Below are 25,654 nucleotides of genomic sequence, written 5' to 3' on the forward strand. Positions count from 1 at the left end.
CGTGCGCATCACTCGAATCGGCGGACCCACCGTCCTCATCGAGTGGATGGGCTGGCGCATCCTCACCGATCCGACGTTCGATGCGCCCGGCCGCACGTATTCGTTCGGGCTCGGAACGAGCTCGCGCAAGACCGCCGGACCGGCGATTCAGCTCGATGAGGTGGGTGACGTCGACATCGTGCTGCTCAGCCACCACCAGCACGCCGACAACCTCGACGACGCCGGCCGCGCCGGCCTCTCCCGCGCGTCAACCGTGGTGACCACCGTCGCGGGTGCGAAAGCGCTCGGGCACCCTCACGCTCGCGGGCTCGAGTCTGGGGCCAAGACGCTAATGATCGACTCCGGCAGGCCGACAATCACCGTCGTCGCGACACCCTGCCGGCACGGTCCGCCGCTTACGCGCCCGATCGTGGGGCCGGCGACCGGCTTCGCGCTGACGCTCGAGGGTGCGGATCGTCCGGGTCTCTGGGTCACCGGCGACACCGTGCTCTACGGCGGGCTGCGTCGCGCCGCCGCAGGCCTCGAGCCGGACGTCGCGATCGTCAATATCGGTGCGGTGAAGTTCCCGCTCACGGGTCCGCTCGCATACACGATGGATGCCGCGGCCGCCGTCGAGCTCATCGAGCTCGCTGCGCCCGGAATCGTCGTGCCCGCACACGTCGAGGGCTGGAGCCACTTCACCGAGCAGGAGGAGGCCGCAGCAGCGGTCTTCGCCGGGGCTCCGGCCGCGGTGCGCGAGCGGATCCGATGGCTGCCCCTCGGCGACCCGGTCGACGTGATGTGACGGCCCTGCCGTCGGGTTGGTCGATGTGGTCGGTTTGCGGTCGGCCGCTGAGCTCGTCGAAGCGTCCGGCGCCCCGTCCGTTTGCGGGCCATGGTCCCAGTGGGCGCGGCAAATCCGAAAGTTTCGGCGTTCCCCTCTTTTCCCATTGAACCTCAGGCCCACACCCCTCCGGGGCGCCTGTGAGCGGGAAGTTCATCAGCGTGTACGGCAAATGTCTGCGGAAGCCCTGTCCGATGCGCCGTCGCAACCCGACACGGCTGGCGCGGAGCAGCGTCGCCGCTGTACGCAGGGGACGCACGCGGTCCCGTCGATAGACTTGGGCCCGACTTTGCAAGGAGCCCCGCCCGATGACCGACACGCCTGCCCCCGAGCCGACCGACGACGAGATATTCGAGCAGAAGGCGGTGCGCCTCGCCAAGCGTGACCGGCTGAATGCCGGGCGAGCAGATGCCGCCGGCGGCGCGTACCCCGTCACCCTTCCCATCACCCACACCATTCCCGACCTGCGCCACAGGTTCGGCGACCTCGATGCCGGTGCGGAGACGGGCGAGACGGCTGCGGTGGCCGGCCGGGTGGTCTTCAGCCGCAACACCGGCAAGCTCTGCTTCGCGACACTGCAGTCCGGTGACGGCAGCCGCATTCAGGCGATGGTGTCGCTTGCCTCAGTCGGCGAGGAGTCGCTGCAGGAGTGGAAAGAGCTCGTCGATCTGGGTGACCACGTCTTCGTCGAGGGCGAGGTCATCTCGAGCCGCCGAGGAGAGCTGTCGATCATGGTGACCGACTGGGCGGTCGCGGCCAAGGCGCTTCTTCCGCTGCCCAACATGTACGCCGAGTTGAGCGAAGAGACCCGGGTGCGCAGTCGCTACCTCGACCTCATCGTTCGCGACCGCGCCCGCGAGACGGTCGTCGCGCGGGCCAAGGTCAACGCCAGCTTGCGCGAGACCTTCGCCTCGCGAGGATTCCTCGAGGTCGAGACGCCGATGCTGCAGGTGCAGCACGGCGGAGCATCCGCTCGCCCCTTCATCACGAACTCGAACGCGTTCGACGCCGACCTGTACCTGCGCATCGCGCCCGAGCTCTTCCTCAAGCGCGCCGTCGTGGGCGGCATCGATCGCGTGTTCGAGATCAATCGCAACTTCCGCAACGAGGGCGCCGACTCCACGCATAGTCCTGAGTTCGCGATGCTCGAGGCGTATCAGGCCTACAGCGACTACAACGGGATCGCCGACCTGACCCAGGAGCTCATCCAGAACGCCGCCATCGCAGTCGCGGGCTCGACCGTCGTCACGTGGGCCGACGGCACGGAGTACGACCTCGGCGGGCAGTGGGATCGGCTGTCGATGTACGACTCGCTGTCGGAGGCCTCGGGTCACGCCGTGAGCCCGCAGACATCCCTCGACGATCTGTTGGCGCTCGCGGCCGAGGCCGGTGTCGAAGCACCGGCCCACGCGACCCCCGGCAAGCTCGTCGAAGAGCTCTGGGAGCACTACGTCAAGAGTGGGCTGACGCGGCCGACCTTCGTGATGGACTTCCCCCTCGACACGAGCCCGCTCGTGCGCGAGCACCGCACGATCGAAGGCGCCGTCGAGAAGTGGGATCTCTACGTGCGCGGCTTCGAGCTCGCGACCGGGTACTCCGAGCTGGTCGATCCCGTCATTCAGCGCGAGCGCTTCACGGAGCAGGCGAAGCTCGCCGCTCGGGGTGACCTCGAGGCGATGCGCATCGACGAGGAATTCCTGCGTGCGCTCGAATACGGCATGCCCCCCTCGGGCGGCATGGGCATGGGAATCGACCGCCTCCTCATGGCGATCACCGGCCTCGGCATCCGCGAGACGATTCTCTTCCCTCTCGTCAAGTAGCCTCACCGCGAGCGCGGCCGCCCCGAAATCCCCGGGCTTCAGCTCCGGCGCTTCGATCGCGGCGGCCGCTGGAAGGCCCAGTCCGGCAGATGCCCGGCGTGCACGAACGAACGCACGATCTCGGCGAGCCCGTGCTCGGGCTCGATCGTGCAGGCTTCGAGCGCATAGAGCTCCGCGTGCGTCGAGCGCCCCAGCGCCCAGGCCAGCCATGCGCAGGTCGCCAGCGCACCGGCCCGCTCGCCACGCGGTGCGCCCGCCGCCACCCGCCGGGCGAGCCCGAGCGCGGCGGACAGGCGATCGGGATCGGGCTGCGCACCCTCTCCCCACATGTGCATCGCGAGGTGCGCCGGGTACTCCTCGCCGGCCTCCCACCGCAGCTGCGCGTCGAGCGCCTCGTCGCCGGCTGCCAGGCCTCCGCACCACTGGACAAGCGCGATGTCACGCATCGCGGGCCGGGCGAGGCACCACGCGATCGACGCTGCGTCGTACGGCTCGAGGGCGTCGATGTCCCACGCCAGGGCGGCCTCGAAGAGCGTCGGCAGGTCATCGAGCACGCACACCGCGGCCAACGCGCGCGGGTCGATGCGGCGCGAGTCGTCCGGGGCAGCTGGAACGTCAGTGGCGGCGGATGCCGCCGCCCCATCGACATCGATGCCGGCATCGGCCGCCGCGCCGACATCCTCGCGATCGTCGCCGTTGGAATCGGGGCCGCACAGCAGCGCCACCGCATCGTGGAGGCTCGCGAGCGCCCGAGCAACCCTCTCCCGCTCGGCGAGATCGACGGAGGGAAGCGTCGCACCCGTCGTCTGGTCGCCCGCCGGATCGGGAAGCGACCCCACCGGAGCGGCGCCGTCGCCGAGTTCGGCCAGCGCTCGCCCTGCCGGAGGGCACTCCGCATCGAGGTACGAGCCCCACCCATCCCCCGCGACGCACAGTCCGTCCACCACGCGCATGCCGCAGGCGTGGGCTCGGGTCTCGAGAGCGGCGGAGAGGTCGCGGTGCGGCATCCCTTCGGCATCCGCGAACCGTGCGTCGGTGTAGACGACCGTCGTCAGGGATTCAGCCTCGGCGACGCGGCACACCATGCCGATGATCGTCGAGGCGACGCGGTCGATCGCATCGGGCTCATCGTCGGGAAGATCGAATCGCATGGCGCCGAGACTGCGCGACCCCGCGAAGGGGATCACGACGAGGCTGCGAACCGGACGGAATCCCAGGAGGTGCGGGACGAGGGACAGGAATTCGGCCGGACTTGCGGCCTTCACGATCGTTGTCATGCGTCGAGAGTGGGTGGTCCGCGGATGCCGAAACGACGTCGGACGCAGCTGTGGACGGTGAGCACCGTCGCGCGCGGCTGGGGAGGAAGCGTGGCCGGGTATTCTGGAGCCCATGGACGACTACTGGGCTGCCGTGCTGTGGTCGCTGTTGCCGACCGTCGTCGTGAGCGCCCTGTTCTTCTTCGTGCTGCGCAGCGTCATCCGCGCCGACCGCACCGAGCGCCGCGAGTATGCGCGCATCGAGGCCGAGGAGCGCGCGAAGCGGGGTCTTCCGCCGGCCCCGGCCCCGGCCGCCGCATCCTCGGCGTCTGAGCACTGACCTCACCCCCGGCTACGCTGGGGCAGATTGCCGGCGACGGGCGGGCGGAAGGGGCGGCGCGTGATCACGCTCACATTCGACGCGTCGTGGTGGCTGATCCTCGTCTTCGTGTTCGACCTGGTCGTGCGCGTGCTCGCGATCATCTTCGTTCCCCGCAATCGCCGGCCGACAGCCGCGATGGCCTGGCTGCTGGCGATCTACTTCATCCCTCTCATCGGCGTCTTCCTCTTCCTGCTGATCGGCAATCCTCGGCTCCCGCGCAAACGGCGGCGCAAGCAGGAGCGCATCAACACCTACATCCACGAGACGAGCGAGCATCTCGATTTCGGCACACTGCGCCCGCACGCTCCGGGATGGTTCACGTCGTTGGTCACGCTCAACCGCAACCTCGGCGCGATGCCGTTGGCCGGTGACAACGCCGCCCACCTCATCCCCGAGTATCAGGAGAGCCTCGACGCGATGGCCGAGGCGATCCGCAAGGCCGAGCTGTACGTCCATGTGGAGTTCTATATATTCCAGACGGATGCCGCGACCGACAACCTGTTCCGGGCGCTCGAGGAGGCCCGCGCGCGGGGCCTCACGGTCAGAGTGCTGCTCGATCACTGGGCCAACCGCGGCAAGCCCTTCTATCGCAGGACCCTCAAGCGCCTCGATGCGATGGGCGCGCAGTGGCGGCTCATGCTGCCAGTGCAGCCGTTCAGGGGGCGGTACCAGCGGCCCGACCTGCGCAACCACCGCAAGCTTCTCGTCCTCGATGGGCGCGTCGCCTTCATGGGATCGCAGAACGTGACGGACTCGACGTACAACCTCAACAAGAACATCAGGCGCGGACTGCACTGGGTCGATCTCATGGTGCGACTCGAGGGGCCGGTCGTGGCATCCGTCAACGCGGTCTTCCTCTCGGACTGGTACAGCGAGACCGACGAGGTGCTCACCGACGAGATCGACCTGTTCGACGTCCGCTCGGGACCTGGCGACCTCGACTGCCAGATCATTCCGTCGGGGCCGGGATTCGAGTTCCAGAACAACCTCAAGCTGTTCGCGGGTCTCCTGTTCGCAGCGCAGCACAAGATCATCATCGTGAGCCCCTACTTCGTCCCCGACGAAGCCCTGCTCCTCGCCATCACAACGGCCTGCCAACGCGGCATTCACGTCGAGCTGTTCGTGTCGGAGGAGGGCGACCAGGCCCTCGTCTACCACGCGCAGCGCAGCTACTACGAGGCGCTTCTACGAGCCGGAGTGAAGATCTGGATGTACCAGAGGCCCTTCATCCTGCACTCGAAGTGCATGACGATCGACGACGAGGTCGCGATCATCGGCTCGAGCAACATGGACATGCGATCGTTCGGTCTCAACATGGAGATCTCGATGCTCGTGCGCGGCGAAGAGTTCATCCGCGAGATGCGCGGCGTGGAGGACATGTACCGCGGCCTCAGCCGCGAGCTGACGCTCGAGGAGTGGGAGAAGCAGCCCCTCCGTTCGACGGTGCTCGACAACCTCGCGCGTCTGACATCCGCTCTGCAGTAGGGCTTCGACAAGGCGCCACGCCGTGATCAGCTCGTGATCGATCTTCCGGGCGTTGGCCAGGCTTCTGCGCCATGATGGAGGGGCCGGGCGCAGGGATGCGGCCGGTCCGCGTGTGAGCGGCACCTCGTCGAAAGGCATGTCCATGGCTCGTTCCGCACTCCTGGCCGGACTCGGTGCGCTCGCGCTGGCGAGCATCGCCCTTGCCGGCTGCGCGTCTTCCACCAGTGGATCCCCATCCGAGGAGCCGACGCAGCCCGTCGCAGCAGACCCCGACCTCGGAGCCGCCTGGCTCGACAACGGCCGCGTGATCGGACTCGTGACCGTGGGCAGTTCGACGTGCGTGCCCCAGGCCGAGAGCGCCGATGTCAGCGAGGACGGCGTTCTCCAGGTCACGCTCGCGGCTCCCGAAGAGGACGAGGCCTGCACTGCGGATCTCGTGCCTCGCGTCACACTCGTGGGTGTGCCAGAGGACGTCGACCCCGAAGAGGACCTCTCCATCGAAGTGACGGGCGACAACCAGCAGGGTCAGGTCGACCTGGCGGCAGTGGCCGGGCTCGCGCCCGGCGGCGAGACCGACTTCCAGCCGAGCGCCGGCTGGGCGACCGCCGCGGGTCAGTTCGTGATCCTCACCTGGGGCTCGTCGACCTGCGTCCCCGTGATCGAGGATGTCGCGGCCACCGCACCCGCCGAGGTCACCGTCACCTTCCAGACTCCCCCCGACGACCAGGCCTGCACGATGGACATGGCCCCCCGCGGTCAGGTCGCCGCGGTCAACGACCTCGAGGAAGACAGCGACGTCGAGCTGATCCTGACGGGCGGCGAGTTCGACGACGTCAAGGTCCCCATCTACGGCACCAACAGCTGAGTCGCAGCCGCGACCGCCGACACAGGATGTCGCGGCGCTATGCCTACGGCGAACATCGCCACTTGGCATCCGGGGGCTCGTTACCCTCGTTCTAAGGCACCAAGAGGGGTCGACCGACCTGTCCCTGCCCCGGAGGAAAACGATGTTCGAGAGATTCACGGACCGAGCCCGTCGAGTGGTCGTCCTCGCCCAAGAAGAGGCGAAGATGCTCAATCACAATTACATCGGCACTGAGCACATCCTGCTGGGTCTCATCCACGAGGGTGAAGGCGTGGCGGCCAAGGCACTGGAAAGCCTCGGCATTTCGCTCGACGCAGTGCGCGAGCAGGTGCAGGACATCATCGGCCAGGGGCAGCAGCAGCCCACCGGGCACATCCCGTTCACGCCGCGCGCGAAGAAGGTTCTCGAGCTCTCGCTGCGCGAAGCGCTGCAGCTGGGTCACAACTACATCGGCACCGAGCACATCCTGCTCGGACTCATCCGCGAGGGTGAGGGAGTGGCCGCCCAGGTGCTGGTGAAGCTCGGCGCCGACCTGAACAAGGTGCGCCAGCAGGTCATCCAGCTCCTCTCCGGCTACCAGGGCAAGGAGCCCGCAGCCGTCTCGGGTGCCGCGCACGACAACGCGCAGCAGGCACAGGGCGGCTCGCAGGTGCTCGATCAGTTCGGCCGCAACCTCACGCAGGCGGCGCGCGAGAACAAGCTCGACCCGGTCATCGGGCGCGAGAAGGAGATCGAGCGCGTGATGCAGATCCTCTCGCGCCGCTCCAAGAACAACCCCGTGCTGATCGGCGAGCCCGGCGTCGGCAAGACCGCCGTCGTCGAGGGGCTCGCTCAGGCGATCGTCAAGGGCGATGTGCCCGAGACGCTGAAGGACAAGCAGCTCTATTCGCTCGACCTCGGCTCGCTCATAGCCGGCTCCCGCTACCGCGGTGACTTCGAGGAGCGCCTCAAGAAGGTCACGAAGGAGATCCGCACCCGCGGCGACATCATCGTCTTCATCGACGAGATCCACACGCTCGTGGGTGCCGGTGCTGCAGAGGGTGCGATCGACGCCGCGTCGATCCTGAAGCCGCTGCTCGCCCGCGGTGAGCTGCAGACGATCGGCGCGACCACGCTCGACGAGTACCGCAAGCACTTCGAGAAGGATGCCGCGCTCGAGCGCCGCTTCCAGCCGATCCAGGTCGCCGAGCCGAGCCTGCCCCACGCGATCAACATCCTCAAGGGGCTGCGCGACCGCTACGAGGCGCACCACAAGGTGCAGATCACGGATGGCGCGATCGTCGCGGCGGCGAACCTCGCCGATCGGTACGTGAGCGACCGCTTCCTGCCCGACAAGGCCATCGACCTGATCGACGAGGCCGGCGCTCGCCTGCGCCTGTCGATCCTCTCGAGCCCGCCCGAGCTGCGCGAGTTCGACGAGAAGATCGCCGAGGTCCGTCGCCAGAAGGAGCAGGCGTCCGAGGACCAGGACTTCGAGAAGGCCGCATCGCTGCGTGACGAGGAGAAATCCCTGCTCGCCGAGCGCCTGCGCCTCGAGAAGCAGTGGCGCAGCGGGGATGTCGCATCCCACGCCGTGGTCGATGAGGGACTCATCGCCGAGGTGCTCGCTCAGGCCACCGGCATCCCGGTGTTCAAGCTCACCGAGGAGGAGTCGAGCCGTCTCGTCTTCATGGAGAAGGCTCTGCACCAGCGCGTCATCGGGCAGGAAGAGGCGATCGCCGCTCTCGCGAAGACGATCCGTCGTCAGCGTGCGGGTCTGAAGGACCCCAAGCGTCCGAACGGCTCGTTCATCTTCGCCGGCCCCACCGGCGTCGGAAAGACCGAGCTCGCGAAGGCGCTCGCGGAATTCCTCTTCGACGATGAGGCCGCGCTCATCTCGCTCGACATGTCGGAGTTCGGTGAGAAGCACACCGTCTCGCGCCTTTTCGGTGCCCCTCCGGGCTTCGTCGGGTTCGAAGAGGGTGGCCAGCTCACCGAGAAGGTGCGCCGCAAGCCGTTCTCGGTCGTGCTCTTCGACGAGATCGAGAAGGCGCACCCCGACATCTTCAACTCGCTTCTGCAGATCCTCGAGGAGGGTCGACTGACCGACGGTCAGGGCCGCATGATCGACTTCAAGAACACCGTCATCATCATGACGACCAACCTCGGCGCACGCGACATCGCGGGCGGCCCGGTCGGGTTCCAGGTCGAGGGTGACAGCTCGACGTCGTACGACCGCATGCAGGGCAAGGTCAAGGAAGAGCTCAAGCGCCACTTCAAGCCCGAGTTCCTGAACCGCGTCGACGACATCATCGTGTTCCCGCAGCTGTCGAAGCCTGAGCTGATCCAGATCGTGGATCTGTTCACCAAGCGCCTCGGCGATCGCCTGCTCGATCGCGACATGACGATCGAGCTGACGCTGGCCGCGAAGGAGAAGCTCATCGAGATCGGGTTCGATCCCGCCCTCGGTGCTCGCCCGCTCCGCCGCGCGATGCAGCACGAGATCGAGGATCGTCTCTCGGAGCGCATCCTGCACGGCGAGCTGAACTCCGGCGATCACGTGAAGGTCGATGCGCTGAACGGCGAGTTCGTGTTCGAGAACGGCCCGCGCAACACACCTGTCGCAGTCGGCGTCGTCGGCGGCGGCGAGATCAGTGGAACGATCGACCTGGCGGTCGCGAGCGGCGAGTAAGGCGGAGCGAACGAAGAGCGGATGCTGCGGCATCCGCTCTTCGTCGTTCGGGCGCAGCGACCCTCCCGCCTAAGCTGGACGCGTGGGGGACTTCACGGTACGACCGGCGCGCAGCGCGGACGTGCGCGGCATCCAGGCTCTGCTCGAGCCGTTCGTGCAACGGCGGATCCTGCTCGGCAAGGACCTGGTCGTCCTGTACGAGGCAGTGCAGCAGTTCCTCGTCGCAGAGGACGAGCACGGCACGCTGATCGGATGCGGCGCCCTGCACGTGATGTGGGAGGACCTCGGCGAAGTGCGCACGCTGATCGTCTCGGACGACTGGCTGCATCACGGAGTCGGCCGTGCACTCGTGGAGGGCCTGGAAGCCAGCGCGCAGGCGCTCGGGCTGTCGCGCCTGTTCTGCCTGACATTCGAGGTCGAGTTCTTCACCCGACGCGGCTTCGCCCCGATCGGCGAACAGGTCGTCGACCAGGACGTCTACTCGCAGCTGGTGCGCAGCCCCGACGAAGGTGTCGCTGAGTTCCTGGACCTCGCGCACGTCAAGCCCAACACCCTCGGCAACACCCGGATGCTCAAGGTCCTCTAGGGTCACTCCGGTCGGCTTGCCCCTCGGGGGAGGTCGTCCCGGGCGCGCCGGAGCGGCTTGGAGGCATCCGCGTCCTAACCTGGGCGCATGGCGACCGAACCTCCGCGCCGCAGGCGGCATTCTCCGGCGGTCTATCGCCGTCGGCGGATCGTCCTTCTCGTCGGCATCCTCGCCGTCGTCGCCGTGGTCTGGCTTCTGATCGCACAGCCGTGGCGGGGCGCGGCATCCGAAGGCACACCTGCGTCGACGGGGAAGTCGCAGGATGCCGCCACCGAACTGCCGGTTCCGTCGGCCTCGGCCACCCCCAGTGCGCCCGACGAAGACAACGCCGCCGACGACGCTGCCGTGGACGATGCGGCCGCCGCGGAGGGCACCGGTGACGCAGCGGCAGACGGGGAAGAGACAGGGGCCGCCCCGTCGCCTTCGGTCACTCCCGTCGCCGAGGCGTGTCTCCCGCGCGATGTGGCAGTGACGCCGGTCACCGATCAGCAGACCTATGCGACGGGCCAGAACCCGCAGCTGTCGATCAGCCTCACCAACAACGGCACAACGGACTGCACCCTCAACGTCGGCACGAGCGCCCAGGTCTTCACGATCACGAGCGGCGACGACACATGGTGGCGCTCGACGGACTGCCAGACCGAGCCGAGTGACATGGTGGTGCTGCTGGCTGCCGGTCAGACCGTGTCGAGCGCCGCACCGCTGGTCTGGGATCGGACTCGTTCGGCGGTCGACACCTGCTCTGCCGCTGATCGTCCGCGTGCTCCAGGAGGGGGCGCCTCGTATCATCTCGAGGTGGAGATCGGGGGAATCTCCTCGACCGATTCGGCCCAGCTGCTGCTTTACTGAGGCCTGGCCCGCTCTTCCGGCACGTGATCTCCGTGTCCGCCGAAGAGGGGACATACTAGTGGACGAATCGCGCGTAATCTGGTATCAGCTCCCGATGAGAAGGCTCGAGCTGTCCCCAGCAGCAAACCTCGTCCCCAGCGAGTGATCGTGAGCCACCCGAGAGCTGGCCCTCTCGAACTTCCCCGAAGGGGAAGGCCGAGGGGGCCCTCCGGTAACCGGGAGCTATTGATGCGGGGCGACGGGTCTCCCCAGGACCCGACGCCCCGCATCCACACTGTCTAGGGCTTGTCGCCGAAGACCTCGGTCTCCATCGCGTCGTAGCCTTCTGTCTGCGGATCGCCGTGCTGTCCGCCCGAAAGCGCGTACTCCTCCTCGGGCGAAAGCACGAGGCGGTTGCGTCCGACGAGGGCGAAGATGACCAGACCGATGACGTAGACGACCCCGATCGCGATGATCGCCGCGGTGTAGCCGGGGTTGATCAGCTGCCCGATGAACGTCGCCAGTGCGATGACGCCGGCGACGACCGCGCCGCCGATGCCGACCGGACTCACATACGGCCGTGCGGCATCCGGCAGCTTCACCTTGAGGATGACGTACGACACCATCTGCAGGAGGTATGAGATCACGGCGCCCCACACCGCGATGTTCAGCACGATCGCGTTGGAGACCGCGCCGATGTCGGGGTTGTTCTTCGTGATGAGGTCCACCGCAAGCAGGACCACGAACCCGATCGCCGCTCCCACGAGCAGGGCGACCCAGGGGGTCTGGCGTTTGCCGGTCAGCGACAGGAACTTCGGGTAATAGCCCGCGCGCGAGAGGGAGTACATGTTGCGTCCGTAGGCGAACATGATCCCCTGCAGCGACGCGAGCAGGCCGATGAGGGCGAACAGCGACAGGACGGCAGCGAGCTCGGCCGGCAGGAACGCCCGGAATCCGTCGAGCAGCGGTTCGCCGGCGGCACCGAGTGCCTCCGACCCGGTCACTGCCGGGTTGAGGAAGAGAACGATCGCACCGGTGCCGATCAGCGTGATGAGACCCCAGATTCCCGCGCGAGGGATGTCCTTCGTCGGGTCGTGCGCCTCCTCCGCGGCCAGCGGCAGCTCCTCGATGCCGAGGAAGAACCACATCGCGAAGGGCAGCGCGAACAGGATGCCCCACCAGCCGAACGGCAGGAATTCGGAGCTGCCCGCGACGCTCTCGTCAGGAGCGATGTCCCACAGCTTGGCGAAGTCGACGGCGCCGTTGGCGAATGCGAGGATGCCGAACAGGACGATGACGCCGATCGACAGGATGGACACCACGACGGCGAACTTGAACGAGATCGCGGCACCCGCGGCGTTCAGCGCGATGAAGACCGCGTAGAGGATGACCCACCACACCCACAGATAGCCGACGCCGGCCAGGTCGAATCCCGTGAGGGTCGCGATGATGTCGTTGAGATAACCCGCCGAGAAGAGCACGATGACGCCGGTCGTGAAGACGTACTCGATGGTCTCTGCGAGCCCGGTGACGAACCCGCCCCAGGGTCCCATGGCCGACCGGGCGAATGAGTAGGCCCCACCGGTATGGGGGAGCGCAGCCGACATCTCGCCGATCGAGAAGAGCATGCCGAAGTACATGACCACGATGATCAGCGAGGCGACCAGCAGACCGCCCCAGCCCGCGGATCCGATGCCGAAGTTCCAGCCCGAGAAGTCGCCGGAGATGACCGCGGCGACGCCGAGACCCCAGAGGCCCCAGAACCGCGCTGAACGTTTGAGCTGACGCTTTTCGAAGTAGCCTTCGCCTGCTTTGGTATACGTGACACCGGAGACGGAGTTCTTGGTTCCAGACATGCGTCCTCCAGGACGACTCGGGTGCGCGGGCATTCGGGGGTCGCCCGGCGTTGGCACGATTGTGGTGCCTATTGGTACCGGATGTCTACCTTTGATTCGGGATCGGTGGCTACAGTTAGCCTCGGATGCGTGCGACGTGCGGCGTCAAAGGTCGGATCGTCCCATCGAAAGGAACCCGAATGAGCGGCAATCTCTCCGTCACTGACCTCGACGCCGGGATCGCGGCCGGAGAGATCGACACCGTGGTCGTCGCCTTCGCCGATGCCCAGGGCAGATTGGTCGGCAAGCGCGTCTCGGCGCGGTTCTTCCAGGAGGAGGTCCTGCCCCACGGTGCCGAAGCATGCAACTATCTGCTGTCGGTCGACGTCGACATGAACACCGTCGACGGGTACGCGATGTCGAGCTGGGAGACCGGCTACGGCGACATGATGCTGCTGTCCGACCCTGCCACGCTGCGCCGCATCCCGTGGCTCCCAGGTACGGCACTGGCGATGGCCGACCTCGCATGGGAGGGCGGCGATGCGGTCGCACAGTCACCGCGCGAGATCCTGAAGGGTCAGCGTGCGCGCCTCGCCGACCGGGGACTCGTCGCGTACTCGGGCACGGAACTCGAGTTCATCGTCTTCGACGACACCTACCGGGATGCCTGGTCGCGCGGTTATCGCGGCCTCACCCCCTCCACCGACTACAACGTCGACTACGACCTGCTCGCCTCGGGACGGCTCGAGCCGCTGCTGCGCGACATCCGGCTCTCGATGGATGGTGCCGGAATGTATTGCGAGGGCGTGAAGGGCGAGTGCAACTTCGGCCAGCAGGAGATCGCCTTCCGCTACGCGGAGGTGCTGGAGACCGCTGATCAGCACGTGATCTACAAGAACGGCGCCAAGGCCATCGCTGAACAGCACGGCAAGGCGCTGACCTTCATGGCCAAGTTCAACGAGCGCGAGGGCAACAGCTGCCACATCCACCTCTCGGTGCGGGGCGACTCCGGCGCGGCAGTCATGGCCGGAGAGGGCGAGCATGGATTCAGCCCGCTGATGGAGCATTGGATCGCCGGTATTCTGGCGACCCTGCGCGAGTTCACCCTGCTGTACGCGCCGACCATCAATTCCTACAAGCGGTACGCGAAGGGTTCGTTCGCGCCGACCGGCATCGCGTGGGGCGTCGACAATCGCACCTGCGCGCTGCGGGTCGTTGGCCACGGCTCGTCGCTGCGAGTCGAGAACCGCGTGCCGGGCGGCGATGTGAACCCGTACCTCGGCATCTCGGCGATCATCGCCGGCGGTCTGCACGGCATCGAGAACGAGCTGGCACTGCCCGATCCGCTCGCGGGCAACGCGTACACCTCGGGCGCCGAGCAGCTGCCGACGACGCTGCGCGAAGCCGCCCAGCTGTTCGCCGACTCGTCGATCGCCCGCGCGGCCTTCGGCGACCAGATGGTCGACCACTATCTCAACCAGGCGCGCATCGAGTTCGAGGCGTTTGATTCCGCCGTGACGGACTGGGAGCGGGTGCGTGGCTTCGAACGACTCTGACCGCACGCCGGTGTCCACCGATCCGGTCGTTGAGCGACGCGCCGAACCGGGGCCGCGTCCGGTGATCGGCCTCACCACCTACCTCGAACAGGCGAAGCAGGGGGTGTGGGATGTGCGCGCCGCATTCCTCCCGCAGCGGTACCTCGACGCGGTCACCTCCTCGGGCGGCGTCGCGGTGCTCCTGCCGCCCCAGCCTGAACCGGATGCCGCAGCCGCCGCTGTGATGGACGGTCTGGACGGTCTCATCCTCACCGGCGGCCTCGACGTGCAGCCCGAGCTCTACGGTGCGCAGCGACATCCGCTCACCGACCCGGCGAGGCCCGATCGCGACGCGTGGGAGCTCGCGCTGTTCCGAGGCGCGGAGGAGCGCCGGGTACCGGTGCTCGCGATCTGTCGAGGACTTCAGCTCGTGAACGTCGCGCGCGGCGGCACGCTGCATCAGCATCTGCCCGAGGCACTGGGCACGGAGCGATACCGCATCGGAGGTGGGGTCTTCGCCACGAATGAAGTGATCGCCGACGACGGCTCGGTCCTCGCGCAGCTCGTCGGCACCGACCCCATCGATGTGCACAGCTATCACCACCAGGGCATCGACCAGCTCGGCGAGGGACTCATCGCCACCGCTCGCACCGACGACGGTCTGGTGCAGGCCATCGAATCGGGCGGCGAGGGCTACGTCGTCGGGGTGCAGTGGCATCCCGAAGAGAATGCCCAGGATCGCCGGCTGTTCGAGGGACTCGTGGCCGCGGCATCCGCGTACTCGCAGGCCCGTCAGGACGTCGACGCATGACCGGCACCTTCACGGTCATCAACCCTGCGACGGCGACGCCGCTCGCCGAGGTGCCGCGCGCGACCGAGTCCGAGGTCGATGCGGTCATCGTACGGGCGGTCGCGGCGCAGCGGGGGTGGGCGGCGCTCCCGCCTGTGGCGCGCGCCGACGCCCTGCGGGAGTTCGCACGTGTGGTCGAAGCCCACGGCGAGGGGCTCGCGCAGCTCGAGGTGCGCAACTCCGGGCATCCGATCGGTTCGGCCCGGTGGGAGGCCGCGCATGTCGCTCAGGTGCTCAACTTCTACGCCGGTGCTCCCGAGAGGCTGAGCGGCCAGCAGATCCCGGTCGCCGGGGGGCTCGACGTCACGTTCCACGAGCCGTATGGCGTCGTGGGCATCATCGTGCCGTGGAACTTCCCGATGACGACGGCGTCGTGGGGCTTCGCTCCGGCGCTCGCCGCGGGCAACGCCGTGGTGCTGAAGCCCGCCGAGCTGACCCCGCTCACAGCGATGCGCCTCGGCGAACTCGCGCTCGAGGCAGGGCTGCCCGAGGGGCTCTTCCAGGTCGTGACCGGCTCGGGGTCAGTCGTCGGGCAGCGGTTCGTGTCGCACCCGGACGTCAGAAAAGTCGTCTTCACGGGTTCGACCGAGGTCGGGACGGATGTCGCCGCAGGGTGCGCTCGCGCGCTCAAGCCCGTGACGCTCGAGCTCGGCGGCAAGAGCGCCAACATCGTGTTCGCAGACGCAGATCTCGAGAAGGCAGCTGCGTCCGCCCCCGGCGCGGTCTTCGACAACGCCGGACAGGACTGCTGCGCGCGCAGCCGCATCCTCGTGCAGCGAAGCGTGTACGACCGGTTCCTCGAACTGCTCGAACCGGCGGTGACGGCGTGGCGGGTCGGTGATCCGCTGCTCGAGAGCACCGAGATGGGACCCCTCATCTCCGCGGCCCACCGCGAGACGGTCGCTTCGTTCCTCGACGACGCGCGCGTCGCGTTCCGTGGCTCCGCTCCGACGGGTGACGGATTCTGGTTCGCACCGACCGTGGTGCTCGCCGAGCCGGCCGACCGGATCGCGCAGGAGGAGGTCTTCGGTCCCGTGGTCGCGGTGCTGCCGTTCGACGACGAAGCCGACGCCATCCGTCTCGCCAACGACACCGCATACGGACTGGCGGGCTCGATCTGGACGGAGAGTCTGGGTCGCGGCATCCGGGTCTCGAGGGGTGTCAAGAGCGGCGTGCTCTCGGTCAACTCCCACTCATCGGTGCGGTATTGGACGCCGTTCGGCGGCATGAAGGCGTCCGGCCTGGGTCGCGAACTCGGTCCGGATGCCGCGGAGCACTTCACCGAGATCAAGAACGTCTTCTTCGCGACGGATGTGCCATGACCTCCACGCGGCGCGTGCTTCAGGCGGGCATGTCCCAGAACCCCCCGCTTTCACAGCCACCAGGTGAGGGATTTCGGGACATCGAGCGGGGAGTTCGGGACATGAGGCAGAGAGGGAGCAGATGGATCTGACGCAGCGACTGAAGGACCGGGTCGCGATCATCACCGGGGGCGCGAGTGGCATCGGGCTCGCCACGGCCCGACGGTTCGCGGCTGAAGGGGCGGCCGTGATGATCGCCGACATGGATCCGGTGTCCGGCGAGGCTGCGGCATCCGAAGTCGGTGGCATCTTCTGGCCTGTCGACGTGGCGGACGAGGCGAAGGTGGATGCCCTGTTCGACGGCGTGTTCGAGCGGTTCGGGCGCCTCGATATCGCGTTCAACAACGCCGGGATCTCGCCCGCCGACGACGACTCGATCGAGACGACTGGACTGCCGGCGTGGGACCGTGTGCAGGATGTGAACCTGAAGAGCGTCTACCTCTGCTCGCGCGCGGCACTGCGCCACATGGTGCCCCAAGGGCGGGGGTCGATCATCAACACCGCATCTTTCGTGGCGCTGCTCGGCTCAGCGACCTCGCAGATCAGCTACACCGCGTCGAAGGGCGGGGTGCTCGCGCTGACTCGCGAGCTCGGCGTGCAGTTCGCGCGGCAGGGCATCCGCGTCAACGCGCTGTGCCCGGGACCCGTGAACACCCCTCTCCTGCAGGAGCTGTTCGCCAAGGATCCCGAGCGCGCCCAGCGGCGGCTCGTGCATGTGCCGATGGGTCGTTTCGCAGAGCCGGGGGAACTCGCCGCGGCTGTCGCGTTCCTCGCATCGGATGACGCATCCTTCATCACCGCGACCGCCTTCGTGGTGGACGGGGGCATCACGAACGCGTACGTCACGCCGCTCTAGGGGATGGGTTCATGGCCGTTGCATCGATCGTGGGTCTTGGTTTCACAACTCGCTCGGAATTCCGCGGCGGCGGGTTCAGCCGCACAATTCCGCACCGAGCGGACGGCGGGCGACTCCGCCCAGGCGGAGTCATGACACCGGATGGCGGGGAACCCCGTGACTGACGCGCCGCTGCGCGAGGTGCGTCGAGCCGTCTACCGGCCGGTGCGCGAGGGCAACGCCCTCGAAGACACCGTCGCACGGCTGGTGCAGACGATCCGGCTCGGCGTCGTCGCGCCCGGCGAGTCGCTCCCCCCGGAGCGTGAGCTCGCGACCCGGTACGGCGTGAGTCGTGACACCGTGCGCGAAGCGATCCGCGAGCTCGCCGACACCGGATATCTCGTGCGCCGCCGCGGCCGATACGGCGGCACGTTCGTCGCCCTCCCGCTGCCGCGTCCTGCCGAACCGGTCTCGGTGCCGCTCGACGAGCTGGAGGACGTGCTCGGCCTTCGTCGGGTGATCGAGGCAGGGGCAGCGCGGGCCGCCGCGGGCCGCGCGCTCGAGCCCGAGGCGCGCGCCGACCTGTGGTCGCGACACGAGGCGGCGACCGCCGCGGCCGAAGGCGACTATCGCCGTGCCGACACGCTGCTGCATCTCACGATCGCCGAGCTCGCCGGCATCCCGTCGCTGGTCGCGCTCGCTGCCGAGAATCGTGCCCGCGTCAACGCGTGGCTCGACACGTTTCCACTGCTGCCCCGCAACATCGAGCACTCGAACGAGCAGCACGAGAGCATCGTCGCCGCGATCCTCGCGGGGCGACCGGATGCTGCTGAAACGGCGATCTTGGAGCATCTGGCCGGGTCGGAGGCACTGCTGCGCGGGTTCCTCGCCTGAGCATCCGACCCCGTCTACGCTTGACGGATGGCACGGAAGAGGGAGCCCGAGCGGTCGGAGCAGGGGCTGCGCAACACTGCGCTGAGTGATGCCCTGCAGACCCAGGATGTCGCCGCCGTGGCCTTCGCGTTGCGTCATGGCCCAGTCGTCGTGCCGTTGACGGGCACCGACCCGCACGACGGTCCGCTCGTCGCCGAGGACGTCTGGACGTTTCGGGATCCGAGCAGTGGTGAGATCGCCCTCGTGCTCTTCAGCGACGAATCGCACAAGCCCGCGGCCCTGCCGACGTCGGTGTCATTGCAATCGCCAGACTGGTTGCGCGCGTTCCTCGGCGTGAACCAGGATCAGATCGCGACAGTCCTCTTCGACCTGGCGGGCCCGCACCCGATGAGGTCGACACCCGCCGACCTCATCGCCGCGCTCGATGCGTGAGTACGGCACAACTGCCTAATCGGAGAGAGCTGAGCGGATGTCGGTGTGCCCGAAGTCGTCGCCGACGAAGCATCGGGGAAGACCCGTGCCAGGGTCGTACAGGAAGTCCGGATCGGGGAGATCCTCCATGCCTGGAATGGCCTGCCACTCCGCGACCGCCTGCCGGATTCGCTTCTCACGGTCGATGCGCTGATGCTCGACATGCAACTCGGCGAGCTTTGCGCGCACCGCGACCTCGACCGCAGAGGTCTGAGAGACGCCCAGCACTCGAGCCAATTCGCGCACTGCGTCGTGCACTTACGATCAGAACTCGGGCACACCGTCGCCCGGGCGGCCACGCACGCGGGTCTTCACGTCGTCCAGCGCGCCTCGAAGGGTCGCCGAGCGATTGTCGATCACATCGGTGTAGCCGAGTCGTGCCGCCTCGCTGCGTCGCTGCGCGGACTGGGTGACCGGGCGCACCTCGCCGGCGAGACTCAACTCTCCGACCGCCGCAAGGGTCTTGGGCGTCGAACGGTTCTGCACGGCGCCGGCCACGGCGATGGCGATCGCCAGATCGGCCGCGGGCTCGGTGAAGCGGACGCCGCCCACTGTCGACACGTACACGTCCTGGTCGCTCGTCACGACGCCCGCCTTCTTCTCGAGCACCGCGAGCACCATAGCCACCCTCGCGGAGTCGACGCCGTTCACGATGCGCCGGGGATTCGGCGCCCCGCTCTTGATGGTGAGCGCCTGCACCTCGACGGGCAGCGCGCGGCGTCCCTCGAGTGCGATCGCGACGCACGTGCCGGGCTCGGGCGACCCGTGCCCCAGGAACAGAGCGCTGGGATCCGGGACCTCGGCGATGCCCGAACCGGTCATGTCGAAGCATCCGACCTCGTCCGTCGGCCCGAACCGGTTCTTGAGCGCACGGACGAACCGCAGTGAGGTCTGCCGGTCGCCCTCGAATTGGCACACGACGTCGACGAGGTGCTCGAGGATTCGCGGACCCGCGATCGATCCATCCTTGGTGACATGCCCCACGATGATGACGGGCAGGGCACGGTCTTTCGCGATTCGGATGAGGGTGGATGCGACCTCGCGGACCTGGCTCGGGTGCCCTGCCATGCCCTCGGACATGGAAGACGACACCGTCTGCACCGAGTCGACGATCAAGAGGTCCGGCTTCACCTCGTCGACGTGACCGAGGATGGTCGCCAGGTCGGTCTCGGCGGCGATGTAGAGCTCATCGTGGAGCGCGCCGGTGCGCTCGGCTCGCAGCCGCACCTGCGCAGTGGACTCCTCGGCGCTCGCGTACAGCACGCGTCGCCCCGCTCGCGCGCTCTGCGCAGCGACCTCGAGCAGCAGGGTCGACTTGCCGACCCCGGGTTCGCCGCTCAGCAGGATGGCGGCACCGGGCACGATGCCACCGCCGAGCACGCGGTCGAACTCTCCGACCCCGGTAGTGCGCCGTGGCGCGTCTGTCGTGTCGATCGACGTGATGGGGCGTGCGGCACGTCCGGCGCCCGGAGCGACGGCGGCGACGGAGCGGTTGATCCCGGTGGGCTCGGATGACTCGACGACCGTGCCCCACTGCTGGCACTCTCCGCAGCGCCCGACCCATTTGAGGGCCGTCCACCCGCACTCGGTGCACCGGTACGGCGCGGCGGTCGAGCGTCGAGTGGCCATGGCTTCAGCGTAGGCGAGGGCCGCGACATCCCCGCCGTGACTCGTCGGGGCGCGGGTACGGTGGCACTGTGCGTGTCGATTCGGCCTCTCGATTCATCTCCGCGTCACCCGACGAGGTGTTCCGCGCATTCACCGATCCGGAGCTCCTGCTCGCGTGGCTGCCGCCGCGGGGCATGACCGGCCGGTTCGAGCGTTTCGACGCGGTCACCGGGTACCGGATGGTGCTCACGTATGACGAGGCGCCCGCGGGTGGCGGAAAGGCGTCGGCTGACGCGGATGTCGCCGAGGTGCGCCGTGTCGAGCTCGCACCGCCGCACTGGATCGTCGAGGCAGTGGATTTCCCCTCTGACGACCCGGTCTACGCGGGAACCATGACACTGACCTGGAGCTTCGAGCCGCGCGTGACCGGCACCCTGATCACCATCGAAGCGACGGATGTGCCACCGGGGATCAGCCCCGACGACCATGCCGAAGGGCTGGCATCCTCACTCGAGAACCTCGCGCGCCTCTTCGCGAAGTGACCCGTCGGCGGTCCCTGAGCGAAGCTGCGGTCCCTGAGCGAAGCAGCGGTCGCGGAGCGACGCAGCGGTCCCTGAGCGAAGCAGCGGTCCCGGAGCGACGCAGCGGTCCCTGAGCGACGCAGCGGTCCCTGAGCGAAGCAGCGGTCCCGGAGCGACGCAGCGGTCCCTGAGCGACGCAGCGGTCCCTGAGCGAAGCAGCGGTCCCTGAGCGACGCAGCGGTCCCTGAGCGACGCAGCGGTCCCTGAGCTTGTCGAAGGGTCCGATGCTGGTAGCCGGACGCTTCGACAAGCTCAGCGACCGGATCGGGCTTGAGCTCGGCGAAGGTCCTCAGCGCAGCGAGTCCGCTACTTCGCGCAGAGCCTCGGCGGAGCGAAGGAACAGCCCGTGCTCGTTCGGGGCGAACGCCGTCTCGCGGATCGGCACCGCGCCGGCCGCGCTCACGATCGACGGCACGGACAGCGCGACGCCGTCGACTCCGTGGAAGTCGTGGAGCACCGACGACACCGGCATTACGGCGTGTTCGTCGTTCAGAATCGCCTCGACGATGCGGGCGCTCGACAAGCCGATCGCGTAGTTCGTCGCGCCCTTGCCCTGAATGACCTTGTAGGCGGCATCCCGCACGTCGATCGCGATCTGCTCGAGCTCGTCCTGCGTCATCCGCGGATGGCCGTCGGTCTCCCAGTCGAGCAGCGGAACCGCGCCGATCGTCGCCTTCGACCACAGCGGAAACTCCGTGTCGCCGTGCTCGCCGACGATGTAGGCGTGAACACTGGATGTCGACACCCCGGCACGCTCGCCCAGCTTCCATCTGAGCCGTGAGGTGTCGAGCACGGTGCCCGAGGCGAAGATGCGCTCGGGCGGCAGCCCGGTCTGCTCCTGCGCAAGCACCGTCAGCACATCGCACGGGTTCGTCACGATGACGTAGATAGCATTCGGCGCCACTTCCAGCAGCTGCGGCATCATCGACTTCAGGATCCGCGCGTTGACGCCGGCGAGCTCGATGCGGGTCTGTCCGGGTTTCTGTTTGGCGCCCGCCGTGATGACGACCACGTGCGAGCCCTCGATCACCGAGATATCGCTGCCGCCGGTGATGTCGCTCGTGCCGGTGAACTGGGTGCCGTGGGCGAGGTCCAGCACCTCGGCTTCGACCTTCGCGGTCGCGATGTCGTACAAGGCGACGTGCCGCGCGGATCCTCGGATCAATGCCGCGTATGCGGTGCTCGATCCGACGCTTCCCGCGCCGACGACGGTGAGCTTGGAGTTCTCGATGACAGCCATGCACACAGTCTGGCAGGGCGGATGCCGGGTGGAACGTCGGTCGTCGGAAGGGGCGCGCACCCTTCCGTCGACTCGACTTACCGACGGCGGTACTTCGGGAGACTCAGCGTCGTCGTGCCTTGTGATGCGGCGGCCTTGTCGATGGCCTGGCCTGTTCCGGTCACGGCTCCCACTGTGGATGTCGTCGAGGTCGCCGGCGACGATCCTGCCGAGGCGGCAGCGACGCCGGTGGCTCCGCTGAGAATGGCGACTGCGAGAATCGCCGGCAGCAGGATGGCTGCAGATCGCGCGTTCATGATGTTCCTTTTGTCAGCGGTCCTGGGTGGGCCGGTGCTTAGACCCTAGGAAGGCGCACGCACGCGCCGCATGACGAGGACTGCCCCACTTTCGCGGACCGCTCGGTCGTCGAGGATGGTCAATCCTGACCATTCGGCCGCGGCCGCGCGGGGCTATGGTGAACCACATGCGGGATTGGGCCGCACCACCTCTACCACTGCGTTGGCGCAGCGCAGATCAGCCGCCGTTCGTCGGACGAGAGCATGAGACCGGGCTGTTGTACGACGCTTGGGCGGATGCCGTCGACGGTCTTGGCAAAGCTGTCTTCGTCGGCGGCGTCCCGGGCATCGGAAAGTCTCGGCTCGTAAGCGAGGTGTGCGTGCGCCTTCACGATGCTGGCGCTGTGATCTTCGTCGGCTCCTGCATCCCCGAATTCGGTGCGCCATACGAGCCATTCGTGGAACCGATACGCGCGATGCTTTCGCTAGCACGCGGTGTCATGGAGAGTGCCGGTCAGACCGCGTCCGTCCAGATTCTTGACTCTCTCACTGGGCGCGGGGAGGGTGCGCCATCCTCGACGGCGAGTCAATCACGCCTTTACGACGCGGTCGTGGACGTTTTGCGTGCGGCCGCCGGGGTAACCCCGCTCGCGCTCGTGCTCGACGACCTGCAATGGGCAGACCCCGACGCCATCCGACTGCTGGCTCGGGTCGTCGAAGCTGCTGTCTCATTGCGAGTGCTGATCATCGGCACCGCGCGGTCGACCCAACCCGACGTATCCGAAGCTTTGGCGAGCGCCATCGCCGGACTCTCGCGACTCGACGGCGTTCTGCGCATTGACCTCGTCGCGCTCGAAGAGAAGGAGATCGTCGCGTACCTCGGGCGCCGGACAAGCATGGAGGCGGCTGCCGCAGCCGTGCCGGCGCGGGTGCTCTTGGAGCTGACGGGAGGAAATCCTTTCCTCCTGCGCGAGACATGGGCGCATGTGCTAGCCGCTGTCGCGAACGGCACGTCCCGTGTGGACATGCCGGAGACGGTGCACGATCTGCTCCGGTCCCGGATCATCGCGCTGGACTCGCGCGGCCGCACTGTGTTGCAGTACGCGGCCGTCCTGGGGCAGGAGGTGGATCTCGGTGAACTCATCGCAGTCTGTGACACCAGCCATGACGAGACGTTGAAGGGTGTGGACGACGCGGTGGCGCTCGGCCTTCTAGAACCCCCGCGGCTTGTCAGCGAGTGCTATCGCTTTCCACATGCGATAGGCCGGCAAGCGGTCATCGATCAGATGTTCGCGACCCACGTGACGCGACTGCACGCCAAGGTGGCAGGTGTCTTGGAGGCGCAGTTCCCGACCGCTCCCCGCATCGTCCAGCGCCTGGCCTACCATTACGAGTCCGCGCGATCGTTGGGGTACCGCCAAAAGGCAGCGGACAAGCTGGGCCGCGCGGCAACGACCGCACTGGAACGCCTTGCTTTCGAGGAGGCCGCCAGTCTTTATGAGCGTGCCGCCGACTGTGCGGCTGGCACGGGCGACCGGGATGACTTCCGGCTGCGGGCCGCTCGTCGCTGGATCGACACCACCGACTTTCCCCGTGCTCAGAGCCTGTGCGAACTGGTCGCGGCCGAGGGGAGCACGACCCAACGCGCGGAAGCGGCAATCATGTTTGGCGATGCCACTTTCAGGTCAGGACTCGGGGCCGCGCGCGCCGCAGAGCTCTTGCGCGCGGCGTGGGAGTCTCTGCCGATTGACTGCGAGCCGGGGCTGCGAGTCCGATGCCTAGCATCGCTCGGCCGCGCCACCACGCACTCGGGCGGGCTCGTGGAGGGAGAGTCCGTCAGTGAGACTGCGGTCTCGGAGGCGCGTCAACTCGGGGATGCGGCGGCGCTCGGGCATGCGCTCTATTGCAGCTTGACCTCGACCGTGACCCCCTCCACGCTCGAGCGGTCTCGCGCGAGGGCCATCGAGGCGATGATTCTCGTCGGTCAGGATGACGACAGTTTCGGCCCGTGCGTGCACTTCCTCGGTACCGCGTCGTACATGGCCGGTGATCCAGAAGGCATCGAGTCTGCACAGCGCATGCTGCTACAACTGGTGCGTCGCGCTGGCGCATTCTGGCACTATCAGATCTCTTGCATGCATGTTGCCCGCCTCTTGGGCGCGGGACGACTAGATGATGTCGGTGACGCCATGCAGGCAGTCCGACGTGATGAGCGAGAGTTCAAGTCTGAGATGCTGCCCGGCATGATGGCTCTCCAGAGCTACATGGTGCGACGGGAATCAAGCTTGCTTGACCGGATCGCGCCTTTGGTGTCAGGTGAAGAGTCGCTCGAGAATCGCTGGGTGCCTGGACTCCTCGCGCTATACACGGAGCTCGGGATGGTCGACCCCGCACGTCGCGCGCTCGGGTGGTTGCTCGATCGCGCCGCTCGGGGTGTTTGGGACTCGGCCGGTTGGCACGCCCAGCTTGCCTTCCTGGCGGAGGCTGCGATCTGGCTGGAGGACCGGCACGCGGCATCTCTCATCAGACCGTGGCTCGCGGAGTACGCTGGCATGAATCTCATCGCCGGTCACTTCATTGCGACCTTCGGTAGCGCAGATAGATATATCGGCCAGCTCGACTCTCTTTGCGGCGTCGGCGAACCTGAGACATCGCTTGCGGCCGCGCTCGAGATGGATCGGCGCATGGGTGCGCACATGCACGTGGCCCTTACGTGGCTGGCGCTCGCGGCCCACCGTCGCAGGAGCGGCGCGTCTGATGCGGACGTGCAGGAGGCGACGGAAAGTGCTCGCGCGATCGCAGAGCCAGCTGGCCTGCGGCGAGTCATGCGCCTGCTGCATGCACAGACCGACGTCGCACGGATCTCGGGACCGGATGGCCTGACGGCGCGTGAGGTGGAGGTCATTCGTCTTCTCGCAGACGGACTGAGCAACCGCGATGTCGCGACGCGGCTCGTGATCAGCGAGCACACCGCAGCCAACCATGTGCGAAGCATCTTGTTCAAGATCAATGCCGTCAACCGCACGCAGGCGGCCATGTACGCGCGCGATTGCGGGCTTGTCTAGGGCGCCGCGCTGGCCATAAGGCCGGTCGGCATGATCCGCCCGGTGACCTCGACGACGACGTCAGCGGGAAGGCCCGCCCGCGCGGCAGCAGCGAGGATCGCTTCCATCGAAGGCGCCTCGTAGAGACAGTAGGTTCTGTGAGCGTCCACCGAAAGAAACGAGAACAGCCAGCGGACGTCCTCCTCGTCATTGATGAGGTTGAGGCCGTTTGCGGCCTCGACCGAGGGGGTGATCGCTTCGGCGAAGTTGCGCTCGATGATGAAGTAAGGCACGGCGACGTCCTTTCGTCGGGATGGAGACCTGCGATGGCAAGACACTACGCCGGCGCAGCTTTGGTCGACATGACGCGTCTTGACTATTCTTTCTATCCACCGTGGCGGCCGATAAC

23 protein-coding genes are annotated in these 25,654 nt (G+C 67.5%); 16 read left to right on the forward strand and 7 right to left on the reverse strand.

The window, feature by feature from the left end; genetic code table 11:
• Window position 1 precedes the first annotated feature (1 nt).
• Together ABD188_RS05110 and lysS are read left to right on the forward strand one after the other, a co-directional pair.
• Window positions 2-784, forward strand: a complete 783-nt coding sequence (locus ABD188_RS05110) for an MBL fold metallo-hydrolase (RefSeq protein WP_344059161.1) — start codon at window positions 2-4, stop codon at window positions 782-784.
• Between the two features lie 347 nt (window positions 785-1,131).
• The gene (gene lysS, locus ABD188_RS05115) at window positions 1,132-2,643 is read left to right on the forward strand and encodes a lysine--tRNA ligase (RefSeq protein WP_344059162.1); all 1,512 of its coding nucleotides are present in this window, start codon (window positions 1,132-1,134) and stop codon (window positions 2,641-2,643) included.
• Between the two features lie 38 nt (window positions 2,644-2,681).
• On the opposite strand, the gene ABD188_RS05120 is transcribed toward lysS, so the two are convergent.
• On the reverse strand, window positions 2,682-3,920 hold the full coding sequence (locus ABD188_RS05120) for a DUF4192 family protein (RefSeq protein WP_344059164.1): 1,239 nt from the start codon (window positions 3,918-3,920) through the stop codon (window positions 2,682-2,684).
• A gap of 112 nt (window positions 3,921-4,032) precedes the next feature.
• On the opposite strand from ABD188_RS05120, the gene ABD188_RS05125 reads away from it, so the two are divergent.
• The 6 genes from ABD188_RS05125 to ABD188_RS05150 all read left to right on the forward strand — a co-directional run bounded on the left by ABD188_RS05125 (window position 4,033) and on the right by ABD188_RS05150 (window position 10,737).
• Entirely contained in the window at window positions 4,033-4,239 is a 207-nt protein-coding gene (locus ABD188_RS05125) for a hypothetical protein (RefSeq protein WP_344059166.1), read from the forward strand.
• 60 nt (window positions 4,240-4,299) lie between these two features.
• On the forward strand, window positions 4,300-5,766 hold the full coding sequence (cls, locus tag ABD188_RS05130) for a cardiolipin synthase (RefSeq protein WP_344059168.1): 1,467 nt from the start codon (window positions 4,300-4,302) through the stop codon (window positions 5,764-5,766).
• A gap of 142 nt (window positions 5,767-5,908) precedes the next feature.
• Window positions 5,909-6,631, forward strand: coding sequence for a hypothetical protein (locus ABD188_RS05135; protein WP_344059170.1), 723 nt, complete (start codon window positions 5,909-5,911; stop codon window positions 6,629-6,631).
• 142 nt (window positions 6,632-6,773) lie between these two features.
• On the forward strand, window positions 6,774-9,302 hold the full coding sequence (locus ABD188_RS05140; protein ID WP_344059172.1) for an ATP-dependent Clp protease ATP-binding subunit: 2,529 nt from the start codon (window positions 6,774-6,776) through the stop codon (window positions 9,300-9,302).
• Between the two features lie 82 nt (window positions 9,303-9,384).
• On the forward strand, window positions 9,385-9,888 hold the full coding sequence (locus tag ABD188_RS05145; RefSeq protein WP_344059173.1) for an amino-acid N-acetyltransferase: 504 nt from the start codon (window positions 9,385-9,387) through the stop codon (window positions 9,886-9,888).
• Window positions 9,889-9,975: 87 nt separating this feature from the next.
• Window positions 9,976-10,737 (forward strand): hypothetical protein, encoded by a 762-nt coding sequence (locus ABD188_RS05150; RefSeq protein ID WP_344059175.1) that lies wholly within the window; start codon window positions 9,976-9,978, stop codon window positions 10,735-10,737.
• Between the two features lie 278 nt (window positions 10,738-11,015).
• Here ABD188_RS05150 and ABD188_RS05155 read toward each other — a convergent pair whose 3' ends face one another.
• Window positions 11,016-12,572, reverse strand: a complete 1,557-nt coding sequence (locus ABD188_RS05155; RefSeq protein WP_344059177.1) for an amino acid permease — start codon at window positions 12,570-12,572, stop codon at window positions 11,016-11,018.
• A gap of 179 nt (window positions 12,573-12,751) precedes the next feature.
• On the opposite strand from ABD188_RS05155, the gene ABD188_RS05160 reads away from it, so the two are divergent.
• From ABD188_RS05160 to ABD188_RS05185, 6 genes are all read left to right on the forward strand, one after another.
• The gene (locus tag ABD188_RS05160; protein ID WP_344059179.1) at window positions 12,752-14,107 is read left to right on the forward strand and encodes a glutamine synthetase family protein; all 1,356 of its coding nucleotides are present in this window, start codon (window positions 12,752-12,754) and stop codon (window positions 14,105-14,107) included.
• A gap of 61 nt (window positions 14,108-14,168) precedes the next feature.
• Window positions 14,169-14,897, forward strand: coding sequence for a gamma-glutamyl-gamma-aminobutyrate hydrolase family protein (locus ABD188_RS05165; protein WP_344066877.1), 729 nt, complete (start codon window positions 14,169-14,171; stop codon window positions 14,895-14,897).
• Window positions 14,894-16,258: an aldehyde dehydrogenase family protein gene (locus ABD188_RS05170; protein ID WP_344059181.1), complete on the forward strand. Its 1,365-nt coding sequence runs from the start codon at window positions 14,894-14,896 to the stop codon at window positions 16,256-16,258. Before ABD188_RS05165 ends, ABD188_RS05170 begins: the two co-directional genes overlap by 4 nt.
• 121 nt (window positions 16,259-16,379) lie before the next feature.
• Window positions 16,380-17,153, forward strand: coding sequence for a 3-oxoacyl-ACP reductase (locus ABD188_RS05175; RefSeq protein WP_344059183.1), 774 nt, complete (start codon window positions 16,380-16,382; stop codon window positions 17,151-17,153).
• A gap of 156 nt (window positions 17,154-17,309) precedes the next feature.
• Window positions 17,310-18,026, forward strand: a complete 717-nt coding sequence (locus ABD188_RS05180) for a FadR/GntR family transcriptional regulator (protein WP_344059185.1) — start codon at window positions 17,310-17,312, stop codon at window positions 18,024-18,026.
• A gap of 27 nt (window positions 18,027-18,053) precedes the next feature.
• Complete coding sequence (locus ABD188_RS05185; RefSeq protein ID WP_344059187.1) at window positions 18,054-18,458, forward strand: dehydrogenase; 405 nt, start codon at window positions 18,054-18,056, stop codon at window positions 18,456-18,458.
• A 15-nt stretch (window positions 18,459-18,473) separates the two neighbouring features.
• On the opposite strand, the gene ABD188_RS05190 is transcribed toward ABD188_RS05185, so the two are convergent.
• Together ABD188_RS05190 and radA are read right to left on the reverse strand one after the other, a co-directional pair.
• Window positions 18,474-18,755: a type II toxin-antitoxin system VapB family antitoxin gene (locus tag ABD188_RS05190; protein ID WP_344059189.1), complete on the reverse strand. Its 282-nt coding sequence runs from the start codon at window positions 18,753-18,755 to the stop codon at window positions 18,474-18,476.
• A gap of 6 nt (window positions 18,756-18,761) precedes the next feature.
• On the reverse strand, window positions 18,762-20,126 hold the full coding sequence (gene radA / locus ABD188_RS05195) for a DNA repair protein RadA (protein ID WP_344059191.1): 1,365 nt from the start codon (window positions 20,124-20,126) through the stop codon (window positions 18,762-18,764).
• Between the two features lie 68 nt (window positions 20,127-20,194).
• On the opposite strand from radA, the gene ABD188_RS05200 reads away from it, so the two are divergent.
• Window positions 20,195-20,647 carry an SRPBCC domain-containing protein gene (locus tag ABD188_RS05200; RefSeq protein WP_344059194.1) on the forward strand — a complete coding sequence of 151 codons (453 nt, stop codon included), beginning with the start codon at window positions 20,195-20,197 and terminating at the stop codon, window positions 20,645-20,647.
• A 328-nt stretch (window positions 20,648-20,975) separates the two neighbouring features.
• Here the strand turns inward: ABD188_RS05200 and ABD188_RS05205 are convergent, their stop codons facing one another.
• Both ABD188_RS05205 and ABD188_RS05210 read right to left on the reverse strand, forming a co-directional pair.
• Window positions 20,976-21,926 carry an L-lactate dehydrogenase gene (locus ABD188_RS05205; protein WP_344059196.1) on the reverse strand — a complete coding sequence of 317 codons (951 nt, stop codon included), beginning with the start codon at window positions 21,924-21,926 and terminating at the stop codon, window positions 20,976-20,978.
• 77 nt (window positions 21,927-22,003) lie between these two features.
• Window positions 22,004-22,222 carry a hypothetical protein gene (locus ABD188_RS05210; protein ID WP_344059198.1) on the reverse strand — a complete coding sequence of 73 codons (219 nt, stop codon included), beginning with the start codon at window positions 22,220-22,222 and terminating at the stop codon, window positions 22,004-22,006.
• A 167-nt stretch (window positions 22,223-22,389) separates the two neighbouring features.
• On the opposite strand from ABD188_RS05210, the gene ABD188_RS05215 reads away from it, so the two are divergent.
• Complete coding sequence (locus ABD188_RS05215) at window positions 22,390-25,266, forward strand: ATP-binding protein (RefSeq protein WP_344059199.1); 2,877 nt, start codon at window positions 22,390-22,392, stop codon at window positions 25,264-25,266.
• On the opposite strand, the gene ABD188_RS05220 is transcribed toward ABD188_RS05215, so the two are convergent.
• The gene (locus tag ABD188_RS05220; RefSeq protein ID WP_344059201.1) at window positions 25,263-25,538 is read right to left on the reverse strand and encodes a nickel-binding protein; all 276 of its coding nucleotides are present in this window, start codon (window positions 25,536-25,538) and stop codon (window positions 25,263-25,265) included. The two genes, ABD188_RS05215 and ABD188_RS05220, sit on opposite strands and share 4 nt — an antisense overlap.
• Between the last annotated feature and the right edge of the window lie 116 nt (window positions 25,539-25,654).

Origin of the sequence: Microbacterium pumilum (genome assembly GCF_039530225.1) — a bacterium.
GTDB classification, from domain to species: domain Bacteria; phylum Actinomycetota; class Actinomycetes; order Actinomycetales; family Microbacteriaceae; genus Microbacterium; species Microbacterium pumilum.